The sequence below is a fragment of the Lysinibacillus sp. EB271-A1-10B genome (genome assembly GCF_058791335.1).
Genome location: NZ_JBYTDL010000022.1, coordinates 27560 through 53689, shown reverse-complemented (window position 1 = coordinate 53689; position 26130 = coordinate 27560). Strand labels below are relative to the sequence as shown.

Here is a 26130-nt window from a genome sequence, read left to right as displayed (position 1 = left end):
GGTGCTGTTATGATAATTTATAACCTTATACCCAGCATTAATTGCTTAAAGGAGAAATGAAAATGAAAGCACTATTAAAAATCTATTTGTCTATAATTGTTACGATTGTGGCCTTTTATAGTTTAACGCCTACAATCGTAAACGCAGATGCAAATGAAAAAACTCAAATGATTGATCAATTTATTCAAGAGCAAAAGGCGATTAGTAAAATTCCAGGGATATCGCTAGTAATTGTTGAGAAGGGGAAAACGGTTTATGAAAAAGGTTTTGGATATGCCGATGTTCAGTCAAAAACACCAGTTACCTCCAATACATTATTTGAACTAGGATCTACATCGAAAGCCTTCACTGGAATTGCCATTTTAAAATTGGAAAAGGAAGGGTTACTAAAACGCTCTGATGATGTCCGAAAGTATATCCCGTGGTTGGAGTTGGAATATAATGGAGAACCTCGGACGATTACTATTAATCAGTTACTGTATCATACAAGTGGTATAGCTACGAACACAATAACAAATATTCCTAAAAGTAACGAAGAGAACGCACTTGGATTGACTGTGAAAAACTTGCTTGATCAGCCATTAAATAGACAGCCAGGTAGCTCATTTGAATACGCAACAGTCAATTATGATGTTTTAGGACTCGTTATTGAAAAGGTTTCAAAACAACCGTTTGATATGTATATCAAACAGCATATATTAGAGCCAATCAATATGAAAGATTCATTTGTTGGACTTCATCAAGTTGAATCTAATGAGATGGCGTCAGGATATAAAATAGGACTGATGAGAGAACAGGAATACACACCACCTATCTACCGTGGAAATATACCTGCTGGATATATTATTAGTAATACAAACGATATAGCAAACTGGTTAAAGCTTCAGTTAGGAAATAGCCAAATTAATGCGATTGAGAATAAAATTATTCAAGAATCGCATATTCCAGATCAATCTGTAGAGCCATTCGATACGGATACATACTACGCAAGTGGATGGGGAGTTAGAGGAAAAGAAGATAAAAAACAATATATATTCCATGCTGGAGAAAACCCTACATTTTCATCTTATTTCATCATGCAGCCCGATGAACAAATAGGAGTAGCCGTATTATCCAATATGAACTCGAGCTATACAACTGCAATAGGGCAGGGTGTGATGGATTTATGGGAAGGGAAAACGGTAAATACTATTCATGCTGACAACTTTCAGAATTTGGATAAAACGCTGTCACTTATATGCGTTATTGTTGTAGGCTTTGGGATGTTTTTAAGCGTTTTATTGCTACAATCCTTGCAGAAGGTTATTAAAAAACAACGTATTATTGTAGCTTTAAATATGAAAAGGGCTTTATTATTAGTTTTTCATTCTTTAAGTATTGCAATAATTATTGCACTGATCATGATGTTCCCGAAAGTATTACCTGGGGGATCAAATTGGGAATTTATTAAAGTATGGGGTCCAACGTCAATTACTGTGTTATTTTATAGTGTAATAGTGTCAAGTGTGATTTACTATTTAGTAGGTTTGATAAAAATCTTTACGAAAAAGGAAAAGAATTAAAAATGTAGAGATTTGATTGTTAAAGGAAATTATGGTAATGTGAAATTGATTTTAGGTGAGGGGGAGAATCCAAATGAAAAAAAGATCAATACGTTTTTTATCTATGGGTATCGGATTCTCAACGGCTGTTTTTTTCTAAAATGGAGTTTTTAGGGGCGAGTCTGCCCTTTTTTAGAAAAATATAAACCTAAAGGAGATTAACATGAATACTAAAATAACACGCAAAAATCCAATCCAAGTACCTAGCCCTGTTGGCAATTATAGCCATCTTACAATAATTCCTAAGGATGCAACAATGTATGCATTATCTGGACAGATTGGAGTAGGAGCTAGCGGTGAATTGCCATCGACACTAACAGAGCAGGTTAAAAATACATTAAAAAATATTCAATTAATATTAGAAGCAGAGGGACTTAACGCAAACAATGTGGTGAAGGCCAATATTTGGGCGACTGAAGAGATAGATTGGGATGACTTCGACCAACAATGGGAGATGATGTTTGGAAATCCTTATCCATCAATGACGATAGCTTATATTACTGCTTTAGGACTTCCTGACATTAAATTAGAAATTGATATTTGGGCTGCTAAATAAGCAGAGTACCGACAAAATCTTTAATGATTTTGTCGGTTTTTTATTAAAAGTGAATTTTGGGGGTAAATGATATGAAAAAAAGGCCACTTTTCCTAAGTGAAAAGTGACCAAAGAAAGATTTAATAATGATGGGGGTGTGTTTTTTGCCCAAGGTATGAGCAAGTTGGAAGCAAATTAGATACACTACCATCTTATGAAAAAGAAAAGAGGGCTGTTAGGCCTTTGTCTAAATCAACAACTGTTTTTTAGGTGTGTTTTTTAGAATTAGTAGAATTTTTAAGTAAGGAAGGTACTGTCCAATACGTACCCATGCGCCATAACCACTCAAATGGACCAAATTTAAAGAATTTTAACCAAATTTTACTGAAAATCAATTGGAAAATGTAAATGCCTATACAAATCCATAGAGATTGGATGAAACGAATATTGCCAATAAGGTGAAAAGCATTACCAATTATTAAAATCAGCGCAGTTTGTCCTAAATAATTTGTTAATGCTATTCGACCATAGTCTTTTAAAGGTGAAAGCAAAACTTGACATAAAGGACGTTGTAGTAAAAGCATTAATAATCCTACATAAAATGCTGATACAAATGGGCTAAATTGAAGCCCGATTAGTGTAAACTTTTCAATGTTTGTCACATGTACCTTAAGCTCATCTTCTGTCATTTGATCAAAGTTCACCATTGCCTCTGGGACATAATGCCATTGATACAGCAATCCCCCTACGCTAATAAAGAACATAATAACTGTCAAGATAGCTATTCTTTTACGATTGTCATGGATCTTTTCAAAAATTCGATACTGCCCAGCAGCTAATCCTAGTAAAATTAGAGGGAACGGCATAGCAATTTTGAAACCAAAATAAGCGGTTACCGCTAATAAAATAAGCCCTATAGTCAGGTTTATTTCTTTACGAACTTTGTAAAAAGGTAACGCTATTAGCCCGAATATTGCATAAATAGTTAATGCTTCTCCAGGTTGGAAATAAAAGTGTACAAGTCCGATTAACAATAAAATAATAATTCTTCTAATAAATAATAAGTAGGCATTTTCATTTTTAGCCATGGCACGGGAAATAAAAATATAAAAGCCTACACCAAATAAAAATGAAAAAATGGTGAAAAACTTACCTTCTACAAAAAGTGTTAAAAACCTATTATATGCAACATCCACAGATGTGTCTGGTAGATTAATCAACATTAATGCTGGAATATTGACTAAAATAATTCCTAATAAAGCAAATCCCCTTAAATAATCTAGTGTATCAATTCGTTTGTTTAATTCAATTGGTTTCATTTTTCTCACTCCTCATTGACAAAGTATACGGAAGTTATCCATAAAGTAGTAACGATGAATGTTACGCCAATCTTACAAAATCGTCATATAACTTTAGTCATTTTCTGGATACATAGATAAAATGTCTTTTGCTTGCTGTCGTAAAATATCGACCAATTCTTTCGGTTCTACGATTTGTGCATGCATGCCAAGTCGATAGAAAAGGGGACTAATAAAATTCAGCTCTCCTTTGTCTATAATGGAATTAATATAACCGGTGCCGTCTTCTTTGATCACGACCAATTCTTCAAGGTTTGGTGCGCTTTTGCATTGTCGCACACCTTCTTTTGATAATAGTACATGTAAACGGATAGGTTGTTTAGTTTCAAAATTGCTACTAAACCACTCCTTCAAATTTACAAATACCTTTTTGTTTTCTTCACTTTCTATAATGGAAAGTATGCGATCTACACGAAACAGTAATATTTTTTGTTTTGTGAAATCAAAGGCGGGCATATACCACAACCCATCATGAGCATACACACCAATTGGATGAGTATGTTTCGTAGTTGTACCTGATTTTGATTCATAGTGAAAATGTAGATTTTTGTTTTCAATAGCTGCCTCTAAAACGTCTTTCAATAAAGGGGTTTCAATTGCCCGTTTAGGATTCCAAAACGCGATGTAAGATTGAAGTTGATCCACTTTCCTCTTTGCCTCTTCCTGAAGCGAGCCATAAAGCTTATGAGAAGCAGATTGTATTTCCGTATTAAAGGGTAAATCACGGTAATAATGAAGAGATTGAAACGCAAAGAAAATCGAAACGGCTTCATCTTCTGTAAATAAAATAGGTGGAAGAAGTCTGCTCGATAGGACAGTATAGCCACCGTTCCGCCCTTGTTCTGCATAAATAGGCAAGCCCATATCACTTAAATCTAAAATATATCGATGAACCGTGCGAATCGATATATTGAATTCATCGGAAATTTCCTGAGCAGTAAATTTCTTTTTTGCACTCACAAACAGAAGGATATCTAATAGTCGTTTTGCTTTTGACATTTTCTCACCTTATTTTCATTTAATCATGCCAGTAGTTGTCATGTTTTTTGTTTAGTATAGATCTTGTTCAGTAGTTTTTCAAAAGTTTAAAGGAGATGATGTTATGTCACGAGAAATCATTTTATACATTGCAACTAGTTTGGATGGATATATTGCGAAAGAGAATGATGATTTACAATGGCTAGAAGAAGCAGAGGGGGAAGGGGATGCTGGATATTCAAACATGTATCAATCCATTGATACCATTATTATGGGTAAAAGAACGTATGATTGGGTTGTAGACCATATTGAGTCTTTTCCATATCCCGATAAGAAAAATTATGTATTTACAACGTCACTAAGTGGACAAAACGAACATGTTGAGTTTGTAAATGAAGATATTGTAACGTTTACTAAAAAGTTAAGGGGGCAGGAAGGCTCTAAAATTTGGATGGTAGGTGGAGCAGGAATTCTCGATCACTTTGTAAAGGAACAGTTAATAGATGAAATAATTATTACGGTTACACCGCACCTATTAGGTTCTGGCATTCCATTGTTCAAGGATAATAATCCATTTCAAGACCTGGAGTTAGTAAATACACAACGCTTTGGGCAAATGGTGCAAATGCATTATAAGGTGAAGAAAGAAGTTTGATCATTTATATTTAGGTGACAACCTTCAAACGTAAGTAAAAAAATAGACCAGACATATTCTATATATTTTATGTTTGGTTTATTTTTAATGTTTTTGATTGTAACGATTGTTGTTTTACCTTGTCTTCCTCAACTAACGGTACATGTTTGTTCATGTTCGATAAAAACTTGAGTAGTTTTTAATCCAATCTAATATTTCTTAAAAGCATATTCTATTAGAAATAGTGGGGTGAAATTATGTCTGAAAAAAAGAAAATTACTAGAATAAAACCTATTGGTTTTTGTCCTCCGGTTAAATTCACAGCGCTTAATAATTGTTGTCCTTCAGTCCCTTCATCTTCATGTCTTTGTGACTGTTGTGTTTCTCCACTTCAGTCAGTCTTACAACAACTTGTTGGGCAAACTGTAATTCTTGGTACTATTGCAGACGCACCTAATGTACCTCCTCTCCTTTTTTTATATACTATTGTTGAGGTGAATGATTTTTTAGTTACTGTTACAAATGGAACTCAAACTTTTGTGGTAAATATTTCTGATGTAACAGGGGTAGGTTTTTTCCCACCCGGACCTACTATCAATTTGTTACCGCCTGTTGATTCTGGATGTGAATGCAATTGTCGGGAACGGCCAATTAGACAATTGCTGAATTCACTTATTGGTTCCACAGTAAATCTTTTGGCAAGTAACGGGTCTATTGCAGTAGATTTTAACGTGGAACAAACAGGGCTTGGTATTGTGTTAGGTACACTACCAATAAGTCCTAATCAACCAATTTTTAGATTTGCAATTTCAACTTGCAAAATTGTAGCTGTAGGGCAAACTAATTGAATAAAGAATGATATTTAGTGAGTCAGTAGTTATTAAAAATTAATAGTTTTATTCTTGAACTAACAGGCTGCATTAGTTTAGCAAAAGACAGCGATTCAGGAATTTCATCTTCCTCTGTCAATTGATGAACTTTACCATCAAGATCAAAGCTAAATAAGAAAGGAGGATAACTAGCCTTTATAAGACTAATTATCCTCTATTCTTATACTCTTACATAAGATCATCAGCCTCTTTTTCCATCATTAGGAAAGCGAACGGTAGATTTCTCCCATGATTCCCTTCATTTGATGCACACCTGTGTCAGTATTGGTCATCATAACAATCCCTTGTTCAAGGTAAGGGTAGGCGACTAGCATACATTGAAATCCAACACCCCAGCCAAGAGAGGAAAACTCAAGGTTGTCACCCATGCCATCTAGAAATACGCCGAGACCTGTCCATTCTTTACAGCCTTGTGTGCGGAATAGTTCTTTGACTTGTTTGGACGAAATGCCAATTTTACTTTGGCCTTTGATAGCATTCATAATATCCAGTAATAATTTTGTTAAATCGCTCGGGGTAGTCCATATACCACAAGCTGCAATATAAGGATAAATAGAATATTTCCCTGGAATTAACGCTCCATTTTGATCATGACCACATGCAAAATTTTCTAAATTCGATGTTGAAAGAGAGGTAGAAAATGTACTGTTCGTCATACTCAGTGGTTTAAATATAAAAGTGTCCAGTAGATAAGAAAAAGGTTTTTGCGTTATATCTTCTAGTAATAGTTGAATAAGGCAAAAGCCCGCATCAGAATAGTGAAATTCACTTTCAGGTTCATATGTCACTTCAATGGTAGTAGGGCAAAAAGCCGTTGTACCATTCAATATTTCTACCATGGACGGTATTTCGTTGAAAGATTCTAGTTCCATAAAACTGCCCTCAGGGTCCACAATACCAGATTGATGACAGAGTAAGTTTCGTAATGTAACTTTTTTATGCTTTGTCAAAGGATTGTCAGGAACCTTCCATGAAACTAGTTTTTTATTAACTTCTTCATCTAAATCTACAATCCCTTGTTCTACGAATTTCATTACTAAAATGCTTGTTAGAAACTTACTAATTGAGCAAGCGTTGAAAATGGAGCGCTCATTAACTATTTTATCGGTACCTGTTTCTAGAACACCAAAATGCTCCTTCTTACTGATTTTTCCCTTTTCGATAGCTACAATGCTTAAACCTGTTATACGGTAATGCTCCATGCGTTCACGAATGTTTATCATCTATTGAGCTCCTAGTTTTTTCTTCATTATAACAGAAAAGGAAACTTGTGTTCGTGAAGTAGTTTTTTTATTTTGGGCTATTTTCTCCAAGATTGTTGCTTCTAGTTTGCTATCATCATTTTAGTGCAATAAGAAAAGCTACCAAAATGACAGCTTGCATCTATAACTCTTGCACCCTTTAGTGGAATAGGAATTAAACTATTTTATTGTAACGATAAAAGTTTATTTAATTAATTTAAGTATATTTTTTGAGTTTTTAATCATACCTAGCAACCCAAGTTCTTTTTTTACGTCTTCTGTTAATTTCTTCTCTGCAATTTTTTTGATTTTTTCTTCTGCATTTGAAAAATTACCGGAATTAAAAATTGGTTGTGGATCATATCCAATAGTAAGCTGAATTGCTTTGGTTTGATCTTCACCAACTAGTTTATTAGATAAATGTAAAGCCATATCAATACCAGCAGATACCCCTGATGAAGTTATATATTTACCTTGTTCTATTACTCTTTCTCTTGTTGCAATTGCTCCAAAATTGCTAAGTAAATTGATAACTCTCCAATGCGATGTTGCTTTTAATCCATTGAGTAAACCTGCTGAGGCCAATAATAATGAACCTGTACATACAGAAGTTGTCCATTTTGTAGTTTTATCTACTTCCCTTATCCAATTCAATACGTTTGCATTTTTCATTTCCTGCATAAACCCTATAGTTGAACCTGGTATTATTAAAATATCTGCATCTTTTATATCATCGATGTTGTATTTCACATTGATGTCTATAAAACCTGAATCAGCTTTTATTTCTCCTGTTTTTTCTGCGACAAATAATACTTCAGTATCCTCCATATTCTTTAAAACTTCATAAGGCCCAATCGCATCCAACATAGTTACGCCATTGTATAAAAAGATGATTACCTTCATACTTACTTTATCGCTCCTCTCGTTCTACAAACTAACTGACAAATAACCAATATCCTTGTTAAACTAAACTGTTTCAATAGTTGAATAGCAACAATCTTTTCGAAAAAAGCCTTATTTTTTCAATTGTGCATGTACAATCATACAAATACTATCTTTTGTAAAGTCACTTTTGTTCCATGACCCATATAGATGTAACAAGTCGAATCCATTTTGGTCTAATAGCCTTTTCAATTCCATTGGATATGTATAGCGAATTCGAATTGAATCTTCGAAAGTTGAATGTTCTAGTTTATTGATAGAACGACCAGTTAAAATCTGTGTAATAGGGTCATATTCTTCATGGTGTTGAATGGTTAGTTTTTCTCCATTGCTAGTAACCAAGCTTTCCTCGTATTCATCTACAATAGATAGCTCGCTTAGAATAGGGTTCCGCGTATCGAATACAAATTCTCCTCCAGGATGTAGATGTTGTTTAACGGATTGGAATAAAGCATTTTGACTTTCATTACTTAAAAAATGTTGAAATGAATTACCTGTCATATAAATAAAATTTGAGGTGATTGGTAAATGAAGTTGTGTGCAGTCTTGCACAGTGAAATGTACATTAACATTCTCCTTTTTCGCTTTTTCAATAGCTTGCTGAATCATCCCTTCGTGAATATCAATTGCATAAACCTCATATCCTTGCTTGGCAAGAGGAATAGCTAATCGACCTGTCCCACAAGCTAATTCAATAATCGTAGCGTTCTTTGTTTTTAGGTGATCTTCAATATAATGTAAATCTACTTTGTGATTTTCATAAAGTGCATCATATTCAATAGGGTTATTATATTTCTCTAGATTTCCATTAAACTCATTTTGAAACATATATTTTAGCTCCTTCAACTTTTTCTTTAATTGTAAGAATATTGTATAATGTATCCAATATTCGTGCAAATTAGGTTCTTATAATGTAATGGTGTTTATAAATGAATGCCATGTATATAAGTTAATTGGAGTGAAGGCGGTGACTCCTTGTGGATCAGCGTCACAGTTGAAATCATGGAGCGAAGCGGCTCATCGGACGCCCCCAGGACGCTTTGCTATGTGCGAAAGCGAAGTGCCAGTGGCAAATGTTTTAACTGCACGAAAGCGAAGCGCCTAGGCGGAACAGAAATCAACCCACGCTATTGCGATGAGCCATAAATAATATTAATAGATGATTAGGAGGGTTTGTTTGAACAAAGAATTTTCGCGTAAAATACATATCATTGGTTCTGTTGGGAGTGGGAAGACAACTTTAGCGAAAGAATTATCTGAGAAATTAAATATACCTTATTATGAATTAGATAATGTTGTTTGGATAAGACAAAATTCTGGTGATATTAGAAGAACCGAGCAACAAAAAGTGGATTATTTGAATGATATTATTCTGACGAAATCTTGGATTATTGAGGGCGTTCATAATGAGGACTGGGTAGCACAAAGCTTTTCGAATGCTGACTTAATTATTTTCTTAGATACACATTATTTCATTAGAGTTTATCGAATAATAAAACGATTTATATTACAAAAACTAGGCTTAGAAAAGTCAAATTACAAGCCAATTTTTTCGATATTCATTAAAATGTTTCAATGGAATCGTTATTTTGAGGAGATTAGCAAACCTAATTTTTATAACAAATATGGAAAGTATAAAGACAAGCTATTGGTCGTAACAAGTAAAAGGGAGATTCTTAAAAAAAGCATATCCAATAAATAAAGGATACGCTTCTTATATGTGTATTTTAAGCATTTTTCTTCGTTTTCGTTGCTCGTTTTCTCGTTGCAGGCTTTTTCGTTTTTTCTAAGGAGGCTTGGAGCGCTGTCATTAAGTCTGTGACATTATCCGGGACTGGGCGTTTATCGTTAGCTGAAATAGTACTCGTAGCTTTTTTCTCCTCTATAAGCTCCATTAATGCATTGCGATAATCATCTGTATATTTTTCAGGATTAAATTCGGTCGTTAATTGATCAACGAGCATCAGTGCAGTTTCTAGCTCTTTTGGAACTATATTTTGTTCGCTTGGCACATTTGGAACATCCCCAACACTTCTTACTTCATCAGGGTAATGAATCATTTCCATCACTAAAGCGTTTTGATAAACGCGGACGATCGCTAATTGCTCTTTTGAACGGATAATAATTTTAGCAACGCCTATTTTTCCGGATTGCTCTAAAGTTTGACGTAGAAGGGAATAAGCCTTTCCGCCAGTCGAATCAGGAGATAAAAAATAAGTACGTTCAAAATATATAGGGTCGATTTCAGTTAATTTCACAAAATCAATGATTTCAACGGCCTTATCTTCATTTTCCTTCCGCAAGCTCTCTAATTCTTCTTGATCTAATACGACAAACTTATTTTTGGCATATTCATACGCCTTCACAATATCCTCATCTTTTACCTCTTGGTTACAGCCTTCACAAACCTTTTTATAGCTAATAGGGGTATGACATTCTTTATGGAGCTGTCGTAATTTAATGTCTTTATTTTCAGTAGCGGCATGAAGTTTTACCGGTATATTGACAAGACCAAATGAGATACTGCCTTTCCAAACTGTATGCATTTGTATCACCTCGTTTTTCTTACTATGATATATTTTACTTATTTTTATGTATCTTAAACTGAAATCGTCAAAAACTGAAGGTAAAAAGAAAAGTAGGTATTCTTATGAAACCGATGCTTTTAACGGAAGTGCTTGAAACGCCTATTGGTGAGGAATGGATGTACGAAACAAAATATGATGGATTTAGATGTATGTTAGTATGGGACGAACAGCCAATGTTAATAAGTAGAAATGGCAATAACTTAAATAACTTGTTTCCAGAGATACTCGATTTTTGTAAAAGTATATTTAATAAAGTTAAAAAGTATTTACCACTTACATTTGATGGTGAATTAGTTTGTCTCACGAATAACTTTAATAGTGATTTTTCGCTCGTCCAACAAAGGGGGAGAATGCAAAACAAAGATGTTATTGCTACACATGCAAAAACTTTTCCTTGTCACTATATAGCTTTTGATTTACTGAGCTTAAAAGGGGAGTCGCTAACAAGTAAGTATTTAAAAACACGCAAACAGCAAATTTCTAAGCTTTTTACGACTTTAAAGCTCCCGGTGACTGTCAATTATGAGGATCAGCGTCCTTTGCAGGTGATTAGTAGTGTGGAGCATAGTGACCCTCTTTGGGAGGCTATTAAGGTTTACAATGGAGAGGGCATGGTTGCGAAGAAGAAAACAAGTAAATGGGTTGGGGATACACGCTCGGCGCATTGGTTAAAAATAAAAAATTGGAGATATGTTACGGTCATCGTTACGAAATACGATCATAGCAATGGTTATTTTCATGGCAGTATTTATCAACAGGAAAAGCTAGTTGAAGTTGTTAGTTTTAAACATGGAATGTCAGAGGAAGAACGTAAAACATTTATTACTTTTTTTCAAGCAAATGGGCAGAGAAATAATGAAACATGGGAATTGGAGCCATCTATCTGTGTTGATATAGCATGTATTGGTTTTGATGGCAGCAAATGTCGAGAACCGCGTTTTCATACATTTCGACTGGAAATATTACCAGAGGATTGTCATTGGCATCATATGCAGCGTCAACTTTTTCCTATTCCAGACACTGTTCTGATAACGCATCCTGATAAGCCAGTTTGGCCTGAAGTTGGTATTACGAAGGATGGTTATTTGCATTATTTGCAAATGATTTCTCCGTATTTGCTACCTTTTTTGCGAGATCGACCACTTACGTTAATTCGATTTCCACATGGGGTGCCGGGTGAAAGCTTTTATCAAAAAAGTAGTCCCGAGAAAATACCTGCATTTGCTTCTACAGGTTGGATGGACGATATTCATTATCTTGTATGCAATAATCTAGAAACATTACTATGGTTAGGCAATCAGCTTGCATTAGAGCTGCACATACCTTTTCAAACATTACAAACAGATCATCCGACTGAAATTGTCTTCGATTTAGATCCACCTTCTGTCGATCAATTTTCGCTTGCCGTTTCTGGGGCACTGGATTTAAAGGAAATGCTCGATTATTTTAAGCTCGAATCTTTTGTGAAAACATCAGGGGGTAAAGGATTACAGCTATATATACCATTACCTGAAAACGCCTTTACTTATGATGAGGTGCGCGTATTTACTGAATTTATCTGTCGGTTTTTATGTGAGCAAAAACCAGAATTGTATACGATTGAGCGTTTAAAGAAGAATAGACATCAAAAATTATATTTAGATTATGTGCAGCACGCAGAAGGCAAGACGATGATTGCGCCATATTCAACTCGTGGCAATGAGAAGGGATTAGTGGCAACGCCATTATACTGGGAGGAGGTTAATGAGCGTTTAACACCAGATCAATTTACGATTCCTGCTGTACTGGAGCGTATGAAAAAAGGGAGCAACCCATTTAAAAATTTCCGCGAAATAGGGGAGAGCCAGGATTTTCGATCGGCTTTAGAACGGTTAATGGAGCAATGAGGTGCTTATCCAGGATTTTGGACGTTCTATTCATCTTTTTAGGGATTCTATCCACGACTTTTGACGTCCTATCCATCTTTTCAGGGATTCTTCTAAGTATGAACAGGCAGATAGGAGCAAAACCGATAAAAGCAAAAAGCATCGGCTTTAGTGGCGATGCTTTTTAACAAGATTATAATTTTATTATGTAATCTAAGTCTTTTAAATAGATTTTAATTTCGTTTGCTATATCAAAATTTAATGTTAAATTACTTACTAAAGTTGACTTTATATTTCTGTTCGTATTTGAAAGCCGGCGGCGCTGATCATGGGACGAAAATAGATGTGATTCGGTCGAGGGAAAGAATTTTTTAACAAGCTAATTTCAGAGAGTCTTGAAACATTCGGTATCCAAAGATCACCGGGGATGAAAGATGCCCTTATGACTACGCTGTGGCTGAAGAGACCTTTAAGGTATTTAATACAGATTTCGCTAACGGAGTCCATTTCTCTTTTCTCTTGAACAGCTTGCTTTTGAACTTGATGATTATGTTCATCGGTTCAATAACTTTCGAATTCAGGAACACTAAGTAAAAGCCCTTATAATTTTTGTACAGTTTAGTGTTGACATACTATAGTATCATTATCTTTTAAAGAGTACGTTTAGGAACGTACTCTTGTCGGTTTGAAAAAAAGTTATACATGTGAAAACAAATATAATCCATAATTTTATTTTAATAAAAAATTTTCAAGGTATTGCTCTATTTCTTCAATTGAATTTATAGAGAATTTTTTATCTTTATAACTTATGACGCCCTCATTTATGCACTGAGCTATTGAACGATTTAAGCTTCTAATTGGTGCACAGACCTCATTTGATAAAATTTGCTTTGTAAGATTATCTAAATCACCGATTTTATAATGATTATGTATGCTTAATAAGATACGATCTTTAACTGTTAGCAATGATAATTTTGCTGTAGTATCTGAACTTAAAGTTAATTTTGAAGCAAGTTGTTTAATTATGTAAAAATTAAAATTAAAATCGGTTTTCATCCATTCATAAACCTTTGTTTTATGGATCGCTATCGTTTCACAATTTTCTTTTGCAATAACACCGAGTGTTTTAATTTTTTCATTAAAAATTTCTATTTCCCCAAAACAACTATATGAATCATAAATATATAGGGAAAGCATCGCTCCTTCATAACTTTGTCTATACACTTCTGCTCTACCTGTAATTAGAATATAAAGATAATTATTTTGTTCATGTGGGTGAATAATAAGGCTACCTTTCTTATGTCTTCTATAAATAAATTCTTTCTTAATACTCGTTGATGCATCATTCACAATATCTTTAAAATCCATATTTTCGCCTTCTTTTCGCTTTTGGTCATTTGACCTATTTTCATTATAGATTGAATTATATAATCAGGACAAATAAGTATTGGAGGTCTTGTTATGAGGAAAATTATTATTGACACAGATAATGGAAGTGATGATGCTGTAGCGTTAATTATGTCATTAAAATCAACAAATCTTAAAGTAGAAGCGATAACAACTGTTTGTGGCAATGTCCCAGTTGAATTGGCAACAAAAAATGCACTAATGACTATCGAAGTTGTTAATGGTCAAAAGCCATCTCTTTATGTTGGAGCAGGCAAACCACTTATGCGTGATTTAGTTACAGCTGTTAATGTTCATGGTGAAGACGGAATGGGAGATTGTAATTTAATAAATCCTACTCTTTTGCCAGAAACCAAGCATGCCGTAGATGCTATCCTTGAAATTATTGAAAATAACCCTGGTGAAATCGAAATTGTAACCATTGGTCCTGTTACAAATATTGCCCTTGCTATTTTAAAAGCACCTGAGACAATGAAAAAGGTAAAGCATATTTACACAATGGGCACTTCTGGATTTGGCCCTGGAAATACTACACCTGTTGCAGAATTTAATGTGTATGTAGATGCAGAGGCATATAGTATTATGCTCAACTCAGGTATACCTATTACCATTATTGGATTTGATGTATGTTTAGGCGAAGCAGCATTGAATAAGGACGATATGGATGTATTACTATCAAGTGGTAAAGAAGAAGCTGTGTTCTCTGTTAAATGTAACCGTTCCTTGCTTGAATATAATTTACAAAGAAGTAATGAGCATATTGTTGATTTACCAGATGCCGTGGCAATGGGTGTTGTATTATGGGATGAAATCGTCCTTGAAGACAAGTTATGTTACTGCTATGTGTGTACTACAGAAGCTGCTGCCTATGGTCAAGTGATAGTAAACGACGGTAGTAAACTTGCCATTTCTGATGGATTTGCAGGGCACACTCCTAACGCAAAAGTGTGTAAAACCATTGACAATCAGTTATTCAAGAAACGTCTATTAGAATTATTAGTAAGGTAACAATATTAGGAGAAGCGATTGTAAAAAAATCAGATCTAGACCTTATTGCGCTGTTTGAGTCCAAACTGAGTTCCGTTAAGTTGTCAGAATTTAAAAAAACTGCTGAAGAACTGTCTCAAAAGTATCGTTCTCTAGTTCGTGGTGTTGGTATAGCTGTAGCATATTACGACGACACGGTTACCCCCTCAAATTATTACGAAAATGCATTTCTAAAGGAACTCTGTGTCTGTATGTATGGAGAGGATTTAGGAGAACGATTTGGTCCGTATAAACTTACATCGGAGATAGCAATCTGCTTTAATGGTGATATTTATGAAGCTCTTAAACGGACGTTAAAAAGGTTAGAAACAGCTTCTAAGGAAGATTTTGAAATATTTACACAAGGCTTCTCTCGTAAACTCATCCGAACATATTATTCAATGGTAATGGTACGTTCTCAAATTTGAACGACACTCATGAACAGTCTGAAGTCACTATTCATCACTTCCCGAAAAAAGAATCTATTATTCGTACACTACTAAATTGGATAGATGAACCGCCGCCGGATCGAGAAGCTGTGTATGAGTTGTTTAAGCGTGAGGGTGAATGGGCTAGTGCAAACTTTTCAAATGAAGCCAAAATTCCTTATGAAATGTAGTGTATTGCTTGAATTTAATTTCTTTTAGTAAATGTCTTTTGTAGCGAAAGCGAGGCGTCAGCTATAAGCGCTTCGCTTTCACACAATAAACATTTACTCCGGGTTCTAGTTACGGGGAGATAAATCAATTCTCTTTTGCCTGATTATATTTCTTGAGTCCGATAATATTTCCTAGAATTGTGATAATAGCAGTTCCTACGAGAACGATCATTAATTCTTTGTTATCGAAATAATGATACGAAGTTAATGAATTATTAACATGTCTCATAAAAAGAACTATTGCGTAGGTTGTAAAGAAACTGATAGTTGCACCAAGTGTAAAACCACTGATATGCAACCAGTTGTTATATTTCTTTAATAAGAAATGAGATAAAAACACAAGAATGGTTGGCAATAACAGGATATAGAAGTCAATTGTGTTGCTAATAAAGAAGTTTGGTATGTAATCTTCGTCTGATTGATAATGATATGAGTTATATGAATCGTTAACTATTTCTATAACTTTAATTAACCAAAAGCCGATTATTGTTCCAAATAGTATCGGTTTGCAAGTAATTTTTTTAGTTAAAAAATAACAGATAATAAACGAAATAATCACGGTAATAGGTACCATGAAGAGAATACCAAGTAAATATTGCAAATCCATCTCAAAACCACTACCACTACCACTTAATTCATAATAAATGACTGCTAAAGAATAAAATGCGAGAACTGCGGCAATAGCAGTAACTAAATAAGTTGTTACATTTAAAAATAATTTCAATTGTGTTGCTCCTCTTTTTATGTTTGTTTAAGACTGTTTTCTGAAAGATTATTGCTGTAAACAGAAAGATATAATTCATCTATGTAATGCGTAGATCGCACTCAGTCTTTCTCTTTTGAGATTTCGTGAATCGAATAATGAGAGCACCCGCTAGTTGAACAAGCCAAATGTTTACCTCTTTCGCTTTTCTAACTAAGGTTGGATTGTATTCTCAAATAATTTTAAACCAATATAATCACTTGTTGGAGAAAAGTCATCTTTCCAATTTCATTCCATAGAATACTTTACCTATCAAATCTTAACAATTTTTTGCGTTATTTTATATATGTAATTTTTTCCACTTCTTACTTTCGACTTAAGAGGGAAGCAATGTGTTTATTTTGGAGCATTAAGTATTTTCTATAAGAAACAGCCTCTTTTTTATCGTGTTTCATAAGAGATCCTAGCTCACAGGATTTCTTTATCAGCCTCTATTAATTATTATCAATCTTTGTTTAAAACCACAAAAAAACCACCCCGTATGAGATGGTCACTACTGTCTTGCTATTAAACTCAAGTACCTCTGTTACTTGAGGAAGTAATTATAGATTAACAGGAAAGGACGAGCGAAATTTTTCAAGAGAAGTTGGCAGGTACTAGGCAATGGGGCTGTCTACGGAATCCTCAAATAAATCATGTTCAAGAACAACATTCTATCCGTCGTTCTTTTCTAGATAATCAAGAATCCCCATTGCAGATACAATGGTATCGAACGGGATTGTTTGATAAACGGGATGATTTTCTGCGATACCGTTTTCCTGTAAATAGTTGTGTAATAATGCCTTCAAGCGACTATCTAAAAAATGTACTTGTTCTTTAAAATCACTAGATACCGTTAACGCTTTTTTTCCTTCAGCTAGAAATAGTGGCGTCCAATAGCGCACTTGTCTGTAAGCTTGAGCCGGATTTCTATATGCACCGAAATGACCGAAATACAATTCTGAAGCATTTAACTTTTCATAAAGCTGGATAGATTGCTCCATTGTATGTGGGTCATACTGATTTGGTGAAGTGGAGGGAATAATTAAATCAATTGCTTCGCTCTCCATTTCTGGATAACGTACACCAGTAGTATCTCCAACAAACAATCCATTCGTAGCAGAATAATGCATTGATACATGATGCTTTGCATGACCTTCTGTATGATAAAACGTTAGCTGATGCTGGCCTAAAGATAGTACCTCCTCATGGCCAATTTCGATAATGCGTTCAGCATCAATAGGTACAATTGGATCAAATAGACGATCGAATTCTGCTCTGTAAACACTCTTAGCACTTGCAATTAGACGACTTGGATCTACCATATGAGATACACCTCGCGGATGAACAACGAATGTGGCATTTGGACAGCTTTGTAAAAATAAACCTGCTCCTCCAGCGTGGTCTAAATGGATATGCGTAACAATTACATATTGAATATCCTCTAGATCAATATGTAATTCATCTAAACCTTCTACTATATATGGCATTGACGGACTAGCAGAAGTCTCGATTAAGGCAATTTTTTCATCAATCAACAAATAAGAGCTTGTACGCTGTTCTCGATTTAAATCGTGTGTATCAATACAATAAAAATTTGGTGCAAGTTGTTTGACTCTCCCCATAAAATGATCCCCCTTTATTTCTGTTGAGTGCGAAATATTCTCTAATATGCAATTTTTATCTATAAAAAGTAGTGGTTATACTTTATAATAATAGAAAATTATACTGAATGTCCATTCATTTTTTAGGAGGATTTATTAATGGAGAAAAATATTCGCTACGATACACAATCATTGCAATTTTGGCTGCGCTAATTTGTGGACCGCTCATATTTTCAAAGGGCATTATGTTCTTATTTGTTGGACTTGCCGTTATTGCTTTAGCAATATGTAATTACTTTTTACCAATTAAAACGTATGTTAAAGGCTTTATTTTTGGAATAATTCCTTCAAGTGTTGTCTTTACGTTATTTTTAGTTGATAGCTTTTCATTAAATAAACATTATATTTTACTTTGTTCGGTGGCCATTATTGCTCTTTATTTTAAGAAAGAATTACTATTGTTCTTTGGCGTGCTAACAAACATCAGCTTCCTTGTTCTTTATATTGTTAAGTCGGAATCATTATTAGGTCCATTTGATGATATAACGGTATTCATTACGCTTCTAGCGATTATGAATGGTGTTATTATTGCTTTATATTTAATCGCAAAATGGGGCAATGAACTAATTGAGCATGCTGCAATTCAACAAAATGAAGTAAAAACGTCATTAAATCAACTTGAAAATACGTTTCAGGAAATTGAAAAAAGTAGTCAAGCATTGGATGAGCATGTTACACATTTCCAACAAACAATGCAGCGAATATCTGGGTCTAGTAAACAAATTCTTTTAGTTCTAAATCTACTGATCTTCAGCAGGAGATTCTAATAGGGTGGAAGAAAATGCAGGATGCGATGGTGCAAATGGGCGTAATGAATCAAGCGATGAGTTCTACAGCCGAAACTGTGAATGAGTTACAGACTAGCTTGAAAACCGTAGATAGTTTATTAAAGGGCATACAGCATATTGCAGAACAGACGAATCTACTTGCTCTTAATGCTGCAATTGAAGCGGCAAGAGCGGGGGAGCATGGTAAAGGATTCGCCATCGTTGCTGATGAAGTGCGGAAATTAGCGGAAGAAAGTGCTGCTATTACGGTAAGTATTACGAGTGTAACGAGAACTTTGTTCGAAAAATCAACAGAAGCTCATCAACGCTCTGATGATGGTGAAAGAGCGTTACAACAAGGGGAAATGCTTTTACAAGATGTGAGCAACTTCTTCAATGTTCTAAAAGATTCATTTAATAATGCCAATATAGATTTAACTAGAGGGATGAATGAATTAAGCAGCGCCATTTCTCAGTTTGAAACAATCCAATTCCAGATTGAAAAACTTAATGACATGACCGAACAAAATGCAACTTCTACAGGAGAGATTGTGCACTCGGTGGAGGACGAACATAATATGCTTGAAATGATGATGAATACAACTAGTCGAATTCAAGAATTAAGCGATACATTAAAGTCGCTTGTTATGAAAAAAGAAAGAGAATCTTTTTATGATTGTAGTGGGAATTAGATTGACATAATTATTTTGATTATTTAGAAAGGGGGAAGAGATTAGAAGATAGGTTTTTTAAATTTCAGACTAAAGATGGATGTAAATGGAATGTGTTTTTTATATATTATTTCATAAATAAAGGTGAAATGGGAGAATGTTGAAATGATAAAAGGTTTATATGAAGCACATTTACCAGTTAGTAATTTAGAAAACTCGATTGCATTTTATCAAAAGTTAGGGTTAGAACTCGCATATTATAAAGGAAAGGTAGCTTTTTTCTGGATTGTTAAAGGAGAAAGCTGGTTAGGTTTATGGGAAAGTGATAGCGTTGAATTAAAATACCATCCATCTATCCGACATTTGGCATTTAAAATTGACGAAGGAGATCTTGAGCATGTAAAAGAGTGGTTGTCTTCAATTGGCATTAAAGTTCGCACTGAATTTGGCCTTACTTCCGAACATCAACCTTTAGTATTATCAAACTATCCTCATGCACATGCAGCAATTTACTTTTCAGACCCGGATGGTAATTCATTAGAATTAATTACACCATTGAGACTAGATGATATGGAGAGTTTTAATGAGATGTCTCTTGAAGAGTGGAGAAAAGGTTATTCCGTTTAAACTTTTAGCGGATTTTGTGGAATTCTTTAGTGGGAAATTCCATTACAGCAAAAGAGCCTTCTACCATGAACGGTAAGGCTCTTTCTTTTGTGGAAGTGATATTATCCATTTTTCAATGCGTTACTGTCGTGATTATATTTAAAAACGATAGCAAAAATGATGGCCAAAACGAACGTATAACCGCCAAAGAACAACCAAATATTTTGCCAATTTCTTACGCCCTCAACTGTGAAATAATCAACTACTTTGCCACTAATTATAGCTCCTAAATAGGCGCCAAAACCATTGACCATCGTACTAAATAATCCTTGAGCACTGCCTCGAATACGATGATCGACTTCTTTTTCAACAAAAATCGCTCCCGAAATATTAAAGAAATCAAAGGCACAACCGTAAACGATCATTGATAACAGCAATAGTAAAAATCCACCGCCAATTGGAGTTCCATACCCAAAGAAAACAAAACGTAATGTCCATCCAATCATACTGATTAGTATTACTTTTTTAATGCCATACTTACTTAAAAAAAACGGGATGGTGAGAATGAAGAATACTTCTGAAATTTGTGACACTGATAATAAAATAGCTGGATATTTAACAGCAAAGCTATTTTTATAATCAGGGTTCAATGCAAAGTCGTGTAAAAATGGATCACCGAATGTATTAGTAATTTGAAGCGCAACGCCTAATAGCATTGAAAAAATTAAAAACAAAGCCATTTTTTTATCTTTAAAAAGAACAAAAGCATCAAGCCCCAAAAGGCTTACCCACGACTTGTCCTTTATTTCGTTGGAAGTTGGGCATGCCGGAAGAGAAATTGTGTAAAGCGCAAGTACTAACGAAGAGCCGCTAGCAATAAATAATTGAATATTACTTAATTCAATTTTGGAAAGACTAATAATCCACATCGCAAGAATAAAACCAATTGTCCCATAGACACGAATAGGCGGGAAGTCCTTTACAATATCAAACCCTTTGTTCTCCAAACTAAAATAAGAAATCGTATTCGATAATGCAAGTGTTGGCATATATACGATTGAGTTAAAGAGCATTACCCAAAACATCATCGTAGGATCGGAAATTTGAGCCGCAATAAATAGGGTAATCGCACCGAGGAAATGCAATATTCCGTATAAAACATTGGCTTTTACCCAACGATCTGCAATGATACCTATAAGACTGGGCATAATAATGGCTGCAAGACCGTTAGAACTATATACGATTCCAACTTGCGCACCGGTAAAATGCAACGTATTAATCATATAAGAACCAAATGTAACGAGCCAAGACCCCCAAATAAAAAATTGAAGAAAAATCATTATTTTAAGCCGTAATTTTATATTCATTTTTTCCTCCTATAGAAGGTGATGTAGTTGTACTGAGGCAATAATGCCATTTAAAAAAGTTATTTCTTTCGTAATTCACTACTTTGGATTTTTGAACATAACTACAGCATTTGCTCCTTGTGTCCGAATCATACGAACTTTATTGGGGTTTCTTTTGAAGGATTGTCCTATATAAAGTAACAAAATTGTTTTAGTGAAAATTGCAATAATATAGAGATGCCCTCTACGGAAATAGGAAGGTCTAGAAAAAATATAACAAGAAGGATTTTAGTTTTTTGAAAAATTAGGAAGTGCGTGTTCTTTGGGACAAAATCTGGAATTTTTTGATAGGCAATTTAGTTACAAAATAATATAATTAGTAAGTGACGTTTTGTTTAAAGTTTAGGAGTAGGTACGTTGGAAATGTTTATTATGGCAATATTGGTTACATTAATTTTTGGCAGTTTTTCTTATATGCTGTTAAAGTTTCCTGATGATTTTTTAAAGATGAGTTCCTTTTCAGAAAAATTCATTAAGAAATCATTTTTTAAAAAATACGTTAAGTTTATCGGCTGGTGGTTTTTAATACTTGTGATAGGTGTATGGATTATAGCAATTCTCTCTTTATTTGAATGAAATTTTGAATTAGTTGAAAATAATGTATGTCCTTCTAAAATAGGATTGTCATTATTACACATAGACCGAGAAAATTAAGGGATAGCATTCCTATACATATCTTTTTTCAACAAAGTGAAGTTACTCATTTGAAAAATAATGAGGAACTTTTTTCTATTTTCAATTACTTCAATAAAGGACAATTGGGCAACAGGCATTTAATAGAAGGGCTCTCAGACGTATTGAAAATCCAGTCGACGGGTAATTCTCCGTCACGATTCGTCTGAGGGCTCTTTAATTGTATACGGAAGTCCAATCAATTATCTTTATGACTAATGTGTACATGTTTTATTAGCAATGCCTCTAATCTAAAACTATCTGTTCCTACGAAACATAATGTTTAGAATTATTTTAAAGATATTTCATAAAATGTATAACTATTTAAAATAAGGTAATAAATGCCGTATAAAATGTTTGGTGCCGTTAGATTCTAATTAAATTATAATTCTTGGTTAATCAAGTAGGAGATGAAAAATCATCATAAGAATCCTTCACCTCTATGTAAATTACTTTCTACTTGAAATTCTAATACTACAAAACATACTATTAAACCTTTCTTACCAAAACATTCTATACAGTTTCCTCGTTGTGCTTATAGATACTTCTTTCGAAACAATCTAGGAATGTGAAGGGAGATATGTTATGGAAAAGAACTCAAATCTATGGAAAATTGTATTTGTAGCTAGTTTTATAGGTTTAACAGTTGATGGTATGGACATCCAAATGTTGTCATTGGTGATGCCGAGCTTAATTGACGAATTCGTCTTAGATACTAAGGCTGCTGGCTGGATCAGTACATTTTCCCTATTAGGGATGGCGCTTGGTGGAATCCTAGGAGGTTGGTTATCTGACCGCTTTGGTCGCGTTAAAATGATGACTTATATGATGATATTATTTTCAGGGGGAACTGCTCTCTTAGCTTTTGTACAAACATATGAACAATTTATTATTGTTCGTTTTTTATCAGCAATTGGTATGGGGGCTGAATATTCGTTAGCCACAATGTTAATGGCTGAATATGTAAAAGTTAAACATAGAGCAACTATTATGGGGGTATTAGGTTCTTCCTATTCATTAGGATATTTAGTCGCTGTTTTATTAGCGGGCGCGATTCTCCCTGAATATGGTTGGAGACCATTATTCTTAATTTCCATCATCCCGGTTGTTGTGGCGATCTATATTCGAGTAAAAGTACCCGAACCTACTGGCTGGAGATTGGCTAAAAAACAAGCTAAATCATCTAAAGTTAAGAAATCAAATGAATGGCTTGCGTTGTTTAGGGATAAGAAAGTTTTTACAATCTTTTTATTATGGGTAGTAACTTCTTCACTATTGCAATTTGGATATTACGGAGTAGGTACATGGCTACCCACGTATATAGTGAAAGAATTAGGCTTTAATTTCAAAGAAATGACAGGGTATTTAATTGGAACATACACGGCATCAATTCTTGGTAAAGCACTTGCTGGTTGGGTTGCCAATATAATTGGTCGTCGTGGGGTTTTCGTGATCGCAGGATTATCTACAGCGGTTATGTTACCAGTCATATATTTTTATCAATCACCAGGAAATATCATTATTTTAATGACGGTTCTAGGTTTCGTATATGGAGCGCCGTATGGTGTAAATGCTACTTATTTAAGTGAAAGCTTCCCGACTAATATTAGAGGAACTGCTGTAGGTGCGGCTTATAATACAGGAAGAATAGGTGCAGCCGTAGCTCCTATCCTTATTGGAATTATCGCTACTACACAATCAATTGGATTTGGACTAGCTGTATTAGGTATCTCTTATGCATTCATGGGATTAATTCCTGCACTATTCATTAAAGAGAAAATGTATGATACGTTTGAAAACGATACAAAAGGAGAAATAGAGGGGGAGGTATGAAAAGAAGGGGGATGAGCAAAAGAGATTCTGTACAAAAACCTCAAAACAAGAGATAAATAGACCGCAAAGTTTTCTTAAGAAAGCTTTGCGGTCTATTTGAGTCTATGTGTTGAATCTTATTTACTTATCCTTATCGTTCATACGACTAAAAATGGTTGCTAATATAGGACCTGATATATTATGCCATACACTGAAAATCGCACTTGGTACCGCGGCTAATGGAGAGAAATGTGCAACAGCTAAAGATGCACCTAGGCCCGAATTTTGCATTCCTACTTCAATAGCAATAGCCTTCTTTTTCGCTAAGTTCATACCGAAGATCTTTCCAAATAAATACCCGATAAAATAGCCTAAACAATTGTGTAAAACAACAACAGCGAAAATAATTAAACCAGTTTCAGCAATCTTTTGTTGATTGCCTGCAACTACAGCAGCCACAATAGCAACGATGGCTACTACAGAAACAAGTGGCATCACTTTCACACTTGCTTTGGCTTGCTTGTTAAAGAACTTTTGTACAATGAAGCCTAATGCAATCGGAATAATAATTACTTTGACGATCGACATAAAAAGTGCACTAGGTGCAACATCAATGTACTCACTTGCGAATAAATAAATAAGTCCAGGTGTGACGATCGGAGCTAATAAAGTTGTGATAGATGTAACTGTCACTGATAATGCCACATCCCCTTTGGAAAGGAATGTCATGACATTTGAAGATGTACCCCCTGGGCAGCAACCTACCAATATTACTCCAATTGCAATTTCCGGTTGAAGATTGAACAGTTTCACCAATAAAAAGGCTAAAGTTGGCATGATTAGAAATTGACCAACTACACCAACTGTCACATCCTTCGGTCTAGTTAAGACTTCTTTAAAGTCCGCAACCGTTATGGTTAATCCCATACCGAACATCACAATACCTAGTAATGTCGTGATATACGCCCCAATCCAAGAAAATCCGCTAGGAATAAAAAAGGCAAGCGCTGCAAAAAGAAGCACCCAAATTGCAAATGTATTGCTAACAAACTGACTAAAACGTTCTAAAGCTTTCATGTAACACCTCGATGTAATATTTTACTAACATAGTAAACTATAAACCAATCACAGAATTTAATCAATAGTGGGAATAGTCAGTTAATAAGATGAGTTCTATATTATTAATATTCAGGGAAATAAAGTTCTAATACCTTTTCTATTATTTTGAGTAGTTTATATGAATTAGGTGTGGGAGTAATAAAGCCTATGATAGAAAAGAAAAAAGGTGGTCATCAAGAGAATTAGAACGATTGGCTGCGGATTTGACAGAGGGAGGTTGGAGTGTAGCTAGTAGGATGAATTACATAGTCCAAGATCCGCGACCGTATCAATTGCTAATGGAATAAATAACAGAAAATGAACGATTGAGTATAAACAAATGCACTCTTCCGGCTGAAGGTATGAGGTAAAGCAATCAGGGGGGACCACATAACTTTTCTAAAGTGTTAAAGAGTGCCCGAAACGTAATGCCTATGACCCTGCAAAAAAAATTTAGCGGTTGAAAGGTTTCAGGGAGCATGGAGCTTTAGGAAAGAGCTTGAGCAGATTAGTAATTTGCATAGGTAGGCTAAGGACAATTTATATTATTCATTTAAATAATCCTAGGATATCGTCTAATTTACAAAATTTTTTAAGAATAAATTATTAATGATACAGGAGGTGATTTTATGTCGTTTGGTTACTATCAAGCTAGATTAATTAGGGATAGTAACTATAGTAATAGTTTCAAGTGTGATACATGCGTTAATCAATTTAGATATAAATGTAATGAGCTTGGTTGTATTGGATATCCATATACCCCAGATCCCCCTATAGGAAATGGGCCTACTGGAGCTACAGGAGCAACCGGCCCGCAAGGAATGATGGGAGCAACAGGAGCACAAGGATTAGTAGGAGCAACAGGAGCACAAGGATTAGTAGGAGCAACAGGAGCACAAGGATTAGTAGGAGCAACTGGAGCACAAGGATTAGTAGGAGCAACAGGAGCACAAGGATTAGTAGGAGCAA

24 protein-coding genes and 3 pseudogenes are annotated in these 26130 nt (G+C 34.6%); 16 read left to right on the top strand and 11 right to left on the bottom strand.

What is annotated here, in order from left to right:
- The first annotated feature begins 56 nt into the window (after positions 1–56).
- On the top strand, positions 57–1562 hold the full coding sequence (locus AC3WSK_RS21195) for a serine hydrolase domain-containing protein (protein WP_492414477.1): 1506 nt from the start codon (positions 57–59) through the stop codon (positions 1560–1562).
- Positions 1563–1764: 202 nt separating this feature from the next.
- Positions 1765–2157 (top strand): RidA family protein, encoded by a 393-nt coding sequence (locus AC3WSK_RS21190; protein WP_492414476.1) that lies wholly within the window; start codon positions 1765–1767, stop codon positions 2155–2157.
- Between the two features lie 245 nt (positions 2158–2402).
- Here the strand turns inward: AC3WSK_RS21190 and AC3WSK_RS21185 are convergent, their stop codons facing one another.
- Together AC3WSK_RS21185 and AC3WSK_RS21180 are read right to left on the bottom strand one after the other, a co-directional pair.
- Entirely contained in the window at positions 2403–3455 is a 1053-nt protein-coding gene (locus tag AC3WSK_RS21185; RefSeq protein WP_492414475.1) for a DUF418 domain-containing protein, read from the bottom strand.
- A 93-nt stretch (positions 3456–3548) separates the two neighbouring features.
- Positions 3549–4493, bottom strand: coding sequence for a helix-turn-helix transcriptional regulator (locus tag AC3WSK_RS21180; protein WP_492414474.1), 945 nt, complete (start codon positions 4491–4493; stop codon positions 3549–3551).
- A gap of 103 nt (positions 4494–4596) precedes the next feature.
- Between AC3WSK_RS21180 and AC3WSK_RS21175 the strand changes: the two genes are divergently transcribed.
- Together AC3WSK_RS21175 and AC3WSK_RS21170 are read left to right on the top strand one after the other, a co-directional pair.
- A complete protein-coding gene (locus AC3WSK_RS21175) occupies positions 4597–5127 on the top strand; it encodes a dihydrofolate reductase family protein (RefSeq protein ID WP_492414473.1) in 531 nt (176 codons plus the stop codon).
- A gap of 338 nt (positions 5128–5465) precedes the next feature.
- Positions 5466–5954 (top strand): annotated as a pseudogene (locus AC3WSK_RS21170) (hypothetical protein); the annotation flags it as partial.
- Between the two features lie 242 nt (positions 5955–6196).
- Here AC3WSK_RS21170 and AC3WSK_RS21165 read toward each other — a convergent pair.
- The 3 genes from AC3WSK_RS21165 to AC3WSK_RS21155 form a co-directional block, all read right to left on the bottom strand.
- Entirely contained in the window at positions 6197–7219 is a 1023-nt protein-coding gene (locus tag AC3WSK_RS21165) for a serine hydrolase domain-containing protein (protein WP_492414472.1), read from the bottom strand.
- A gap of 222 nt (positions 7220–7441) precedes the next feature.
- The gene (locus AC3WSK_RS21160) at positions 7442–8140 is read right to left on the bottom strand and encodes a DJ-1/PfpI family protein (RefSeq protein ID WP_492414471.1); all 699 of its coding nucleotides are present in this window, start codon (positions 8138–8140) and stop codon (positions 7442–7444) included.
- Between the two features lie 111 nt (positions 8141–8251).
- On the bottom strand, positions 8252–9007 hold the full coding sequence (locus AC3WSK_RS21155) for a class I SAM-dependent methyltransferase (RefSeq protein WP_079563247.1): 756 nt from the start codon (positions 9005–9007) through the stop codon (positions 8252–8254).
- 349 nt (positions 9008–9356) lie between these two features.
- Between AC3WSK_RS21155 and AC3WSK_RS21150 the strand changes: the two genes are divergently transcribed.
- The gene (locus AC3WSK_RS21150; protein ID WP_427482440.1) at positions 9357–9881 is read left to right on the top strand and encodes an AAA family ATPase; all 525 of its coding nucleotides are present in this window, start codon (positions 9357–9359) and stop codon (positions 9879–9881) included.
- A gap of 25 nt (positions 9882–9906) precedes the next feature.
- Here the strand turns inward: AC3WSK_RS21150 and ku are convergent, their stop codons facing one another.
- Complete coding sequence (gene ku, locus AC3WSK_RS21145) at positions 9907–10725, bottom strand: non-homologous end joining protein Ku (protein WP_492414470.1); 819 nt, start codon at positions 10723–10725, stop codon at positions 9907–9909.
- Positions 10726–10829: 104 nt separating this feature from the next.
- Here ku and AC3WSK_RS21140 point away from each other — a divergent pair, with 104 nt between their 5' ends.
- Both AC3WSK_RS21140 and AC3WSK_RS21135 read left to right on the top strand, forming a co-directional pair.
- Positions 10830–12653, top strand: coding sequence for a DNA ligase D (locus tag AC3WSK_RS21140; protein ID WP_492414469.1), 1824 nt, complete (start codon positions 10830–10832; stop codon positions 12651–12653).
- A 500-nt stretch (positions 12654–13153) separates the two neighbouring features.
- A pseudogene (locus AC3WSK_RS21135) lies at positions 13154–13222 on the top strand (hypothetical protein); the annotation flags it as partial.
- Positions 13223–13361: 139 nt separating this feature from the next.
- On the opposite strand, the gene AC3WSK_RS21130 reads toward AC3WSK_RS21135, so the two are convergent.
- Positions 13362–14000: a Crp/Fnr family transcriptional regulator gene (locus AC3WSK_RS21130; protein ID WP_492414468.1), complete on the bottom strand. Its 639-nt coding sequence runs from the start codon at positions 13998–14000 to the stop codon at positions 13362–13364.
- 93 nt (positions 14001–14093) lie between these two features.
- Between AC3WSK_RS21130 and AC3WSK_RS21125 the strand changes: the two genes are divergently transcribed.
- The 3 genes from AC3WSK_RS21125 to AC3WSK_RS21115 all read left to right on the top strand — a co-directional run bounded on the left by AC3WSK_RS21125 (position 14094) and on the right by AC3WSK_RS21115 (position 15684).
- Complete coding sequence (locus AC3WSK_RS21125; protein WP_492414467.1) at positions 14094–15047, top strand: nucleoside hydrolase; 954 nt, start codon at positions 14094–14096, stop codon at positions 15045–15047.
- An 80-nt stretch (positions 15048–15127) separates the two neighbouring features.
- A complete protein-coding gene (locus tag AC3WSK_RS21120; protein WP_492414466.1) occupies positions 15128–15493 on the top strand; it encodes a hypothetical protein in 366 nt (121 codons plus the stop codon).
- The gene (locus tag AC3WSK_RS21115) at positions 15490–15684 is read left to right on the top strand and encodes a hypothetical protein (RefSeq protein WP_492414465.1); all 195 of its coding nucleotides are present in this window, start codon (positions 15490–15492) and stop codon (positions 15682–15684) included. Before AC3WSK_RS21120 ends, AC3WSK_RS21115 begins: the two co-directional genes overlap by 4 nt.
- A 124-nt stretch (positions 15685–15808) precedes the next feature.
- Here AC3WSK_RS21115 and AC3WSK_RS21110 read toward each other — a convergent pair whose 3' ends face one another.
- Positions 15809–16447 (bottom strand): hypothetical protein, encoded by a 639-nt coding sequence (locus tag AC3WSK_RS21110; protein WP_492414464.1) that lies wholly within the window; start codon positions 16445–16447, stop codon positions 15809–15811.
- 692 nt (positions 16448–17139) lie between these two features.
- Entirely contained in the window at positions 17140–18090 is a 951-nt protein-coding gene (locus tag AC3WSK_RS21105) for an MBL fold metallo-hydrolase (RefSeq protein WP_492414463.1), read from the bottom strand.
- A 107-nt stretch (positions 18091–18197) separates the two neighbouring features.
- Here AC3WSK_RS21105 and AC3WSK_RS21100 point away from each other — a divergent pair, with 107 nt between their 5' ends.
- The 3 genes from AC3WSK_RS21100 to AC3WSK_RS21090 all read left to right on the top strand — a co-directional run bounded on the left by AC3WSK_RS21100 (position 18198) and on the right by AC3WSK_RS21090 (position 20194).
- Positions 18198–18896, top strand: a complete 699-nt coding sequence (locus tag AC3WSK_RS21100; RefSeq protein WP_492414462.1) for a hypothetical protein — start codon at positions 18198–18200, stop codon at positions 18894–18896.
- 14 nt (positions 18897–18910) lie between these two features.
- Positions 18911–19588, top strand: coding sequence for a methyl-accepting chemotaxis protein (locus tag AC3WSK_RS21095; RefSeq protein ID WP_492414461.1), 678 nt, complete (start codon positions 18911–18913; stop codon positions 19586–19588).
- Positions 19589–19732: 144 nt separating this feature from the next.
- On the top strand, positions 19733–20194 hold the full coding sequence (locus AC3WSK_RS21090) for a VOC family protein (protein ID WP_492414460.1): 462 nt from the start codon (positions 19733–19735) through the stop codon (positions 20192–20194).
- A gap of 101 nt (positions 20195–20295) precedes the next feature.
- Here AC3WSK_RS21090 and AC3WSK_RS21085 read toward each other — a convergent pair whose 3' ends face one another.
- On the bottom strand, positions 20296–21540 hold the full coding sequence (locus tag AC3WSK_RS21085; protein ID WP_079563258.1) for a nucleoside permease: 1245 nt from the start codon (positions 21538–21540) through the stop codon (positions 20296–20298).
- 402 nt (positions 21541–21942) lie between these two features.
- On the opposite strand from AC3WSK_RS21085, the gene AC3WSK_RS21080 reads away from it, so the two are divergent.
- Entirely contained in the window at positions 21943–22155 is a 213-nt protein-coding gene (locus AC3WSK_RS21080; protein WP_427482509.1) for a hypothetical protein, read from the top strand.
- Positions 22156–22836: 681 nt separating this feature from the next.
- Positions 22837–24084, top strand: a complete 1248-nt coding sequence (locus tag AC3WSK_RS21075) for an MFS transporter (RefSeq protein ID WP_492414459.1) — start codon at positions 22837–22839, stop codon at positions 24082–24084.
- A 120-nt stretch (positions 24085–24204) separates the two neighbouring features.
- Here the strand turns inward: AC3WSK_RS21075 and AC3WSK_RS21070 are convergent, their stop codons facing one another.
- Complete coding sequence (locus tag AC3WSK_RS21070) at positions 24205–25140, bottom strand: bile acid:sodium symporter family protein (protein ID WP_079563260.1); 936 nt, start codon at positions 25138–25140, stop codon at positions 24205–24207.
- 650 nt (positions 25141–25790) lie between these two features.
- Here AC3WSK_RS21070 and AC3WSK_RS21065 point away from each other — a divergent pair.
- A pseudogene (locus tag AC3WSK_RS21065) lies at positions 25791–26130 on the top strand (hypothetical protein); the annotation flags it as partial.

What these genes read in the sequence shown, in the direction of transcription:
- AC3WSK_RS21140 (WP_492414469.1), top strand. Translation starts at nt 10,830, where the DNA reads ATGAAACCGATGCTTTTAACGGAAGTGCTTGAAACGCCTATTGGTGAG.
- AC3WSK_RS21125 (WP_492414467.1), top strand. Translation starts at nt 14,094, where the DNA reads ATGAGGAAAATTATTATTGACACAGATAATGGAAGTGATGATGCTGTA.
- AC3WSK_RS21075 (WP_492414459.1), top strand. Translation starts at nt 22,837, where the DNA reads ATGGAAAAGAACTCAAATCTATGGAAAATTGTATTTGTAGCTAGTTTT.
- AC3WSK_RS21175 (WP_492414473.1), top strand. Translation starts at nt 4,597, where the DNA reads ATGTCACGAGAAATCATTTTATACATTGCAACTAGTTTGGATGGATAT.
- AC3WSK_RS21180 (WP_492414474.1), bottom strand. Translation starts at nt 4,493, where the DNA reads ATGTCAAAAGCAAAACGACTATTAGATATCCTTCTGTTTGTGAGTGCA.
- AC3WSK_RS21100 (WP_492414462.1), top strand. Translation starts at nt 18,198, where the DNA reads ATGTCCATTCATTTTTTAGGAGGATTTATTAATGGAGAAAAATATTCG.
- AC3WSK_RS21080 (WP_427482509.1), top strand. Translation starts at nt 21,943, where the DNA reads ATGTTTATTATGGCAATATTGGTTACATTAATTTTTGGCAGTTTTTCT.
- AC3WSK_RS21095 (WP_492414461.1), top strand. Translation starts at nt 18,911, where the DNA reads ATGCAGGATGCGATGGTGCAAATGGGCGTAATGAATCAAGCGATGAGT.
- AC3WSK_RS21130 (WP_492414468.1), bottom strand. Translation starts at nt 14,000, where the DNA reads ATGGATTTTAAAGATATTGTGAATGATGCATCAACGAGTATTAAGAAA.
- AC3WSK_RS21190 (WP_492414476.1), top strand. Translation starts at nt 1,765, where the DNA reads ATGAATACTAAAATAACACGCAAAAATCCAATCCAAGTACCTAGCCCT.
- AC3WSK_RS21070 (WP_079563260.1), bottom strand. Translation starts at nt 25,140, where the DNA reads ATGAAAGCTTTAGAACGTTTTAGTCAGTTTGTTAGCAATACATTTGCA.
- AC3WSK_RS21085 (WP_079563258.1), bottom strand. Translation starts at nt 21,540, where the DNA reads ATGAATATAAAATTACGGCTTAAAATAATGATTTTTCTTCAATTTTTT.
- ku (WP_492414470.1), bottom strand. Translation starts at nt 10,725, where the DNA reads ATGCATACAGTTTGGAAAGGCAGTATCTCATTTGGTCTTGTCAATATA.
- AC3WSK_RS21195 (WP_492414477.1), top strand. Translation starts at nt 57, where the DNA reads ATGAAAATGAAAGCACTATTAAAAATCTATTTGTCTATAATTGTTACG.
- AC3WSK_RS21165 (WP_492414472.1), bottom strand. Translation starts at nt 7,219, where the DNA reads ATGATAAACATTCGTGAACGCATGGAGCATTACCGTATAACAGGTTTA.
- AC3WSK_RS21160 (WP_492414471.1), bottom strand. Translation starts at nt 8,140, where the DNA reads ATGAAGGTAATCATCTTTTTATACAATGGCGTAACTATGTTGGATGCG.
- AC3WSK_RS21185 (WP_492414475.1), bottom strand. Translation starts at nt 3,455, where the DNA reads ATGAAACCAATTGAATTAAACAAACGAATTGATACACTAGATTATTTA.
- AC3WSK_RS21155 (WP_079563247.1), bottom strand. Translation starts at nt 9,007, where the DNA reads ATGTTTCAAAATGAGTTTAATGGAAATCTAGAGAAATATAATAACCCT.
- AC3WSK_RS21090 (WP_492414460.1), top strand. Translation starts at nt 19,733, where the DNA reads ATGATAAAAGGTTTATATGAAGCACATTTACCAGTTAGTAATTTAGAA.
- AC3WSK_RS21105 (WP_492414463.1), bottom strand. Translation starts at nt 18,090, where the DNA reads ATGGGGAGAGTCAAACAACTTGCACCAAATTTTTATTGTATTGATACA.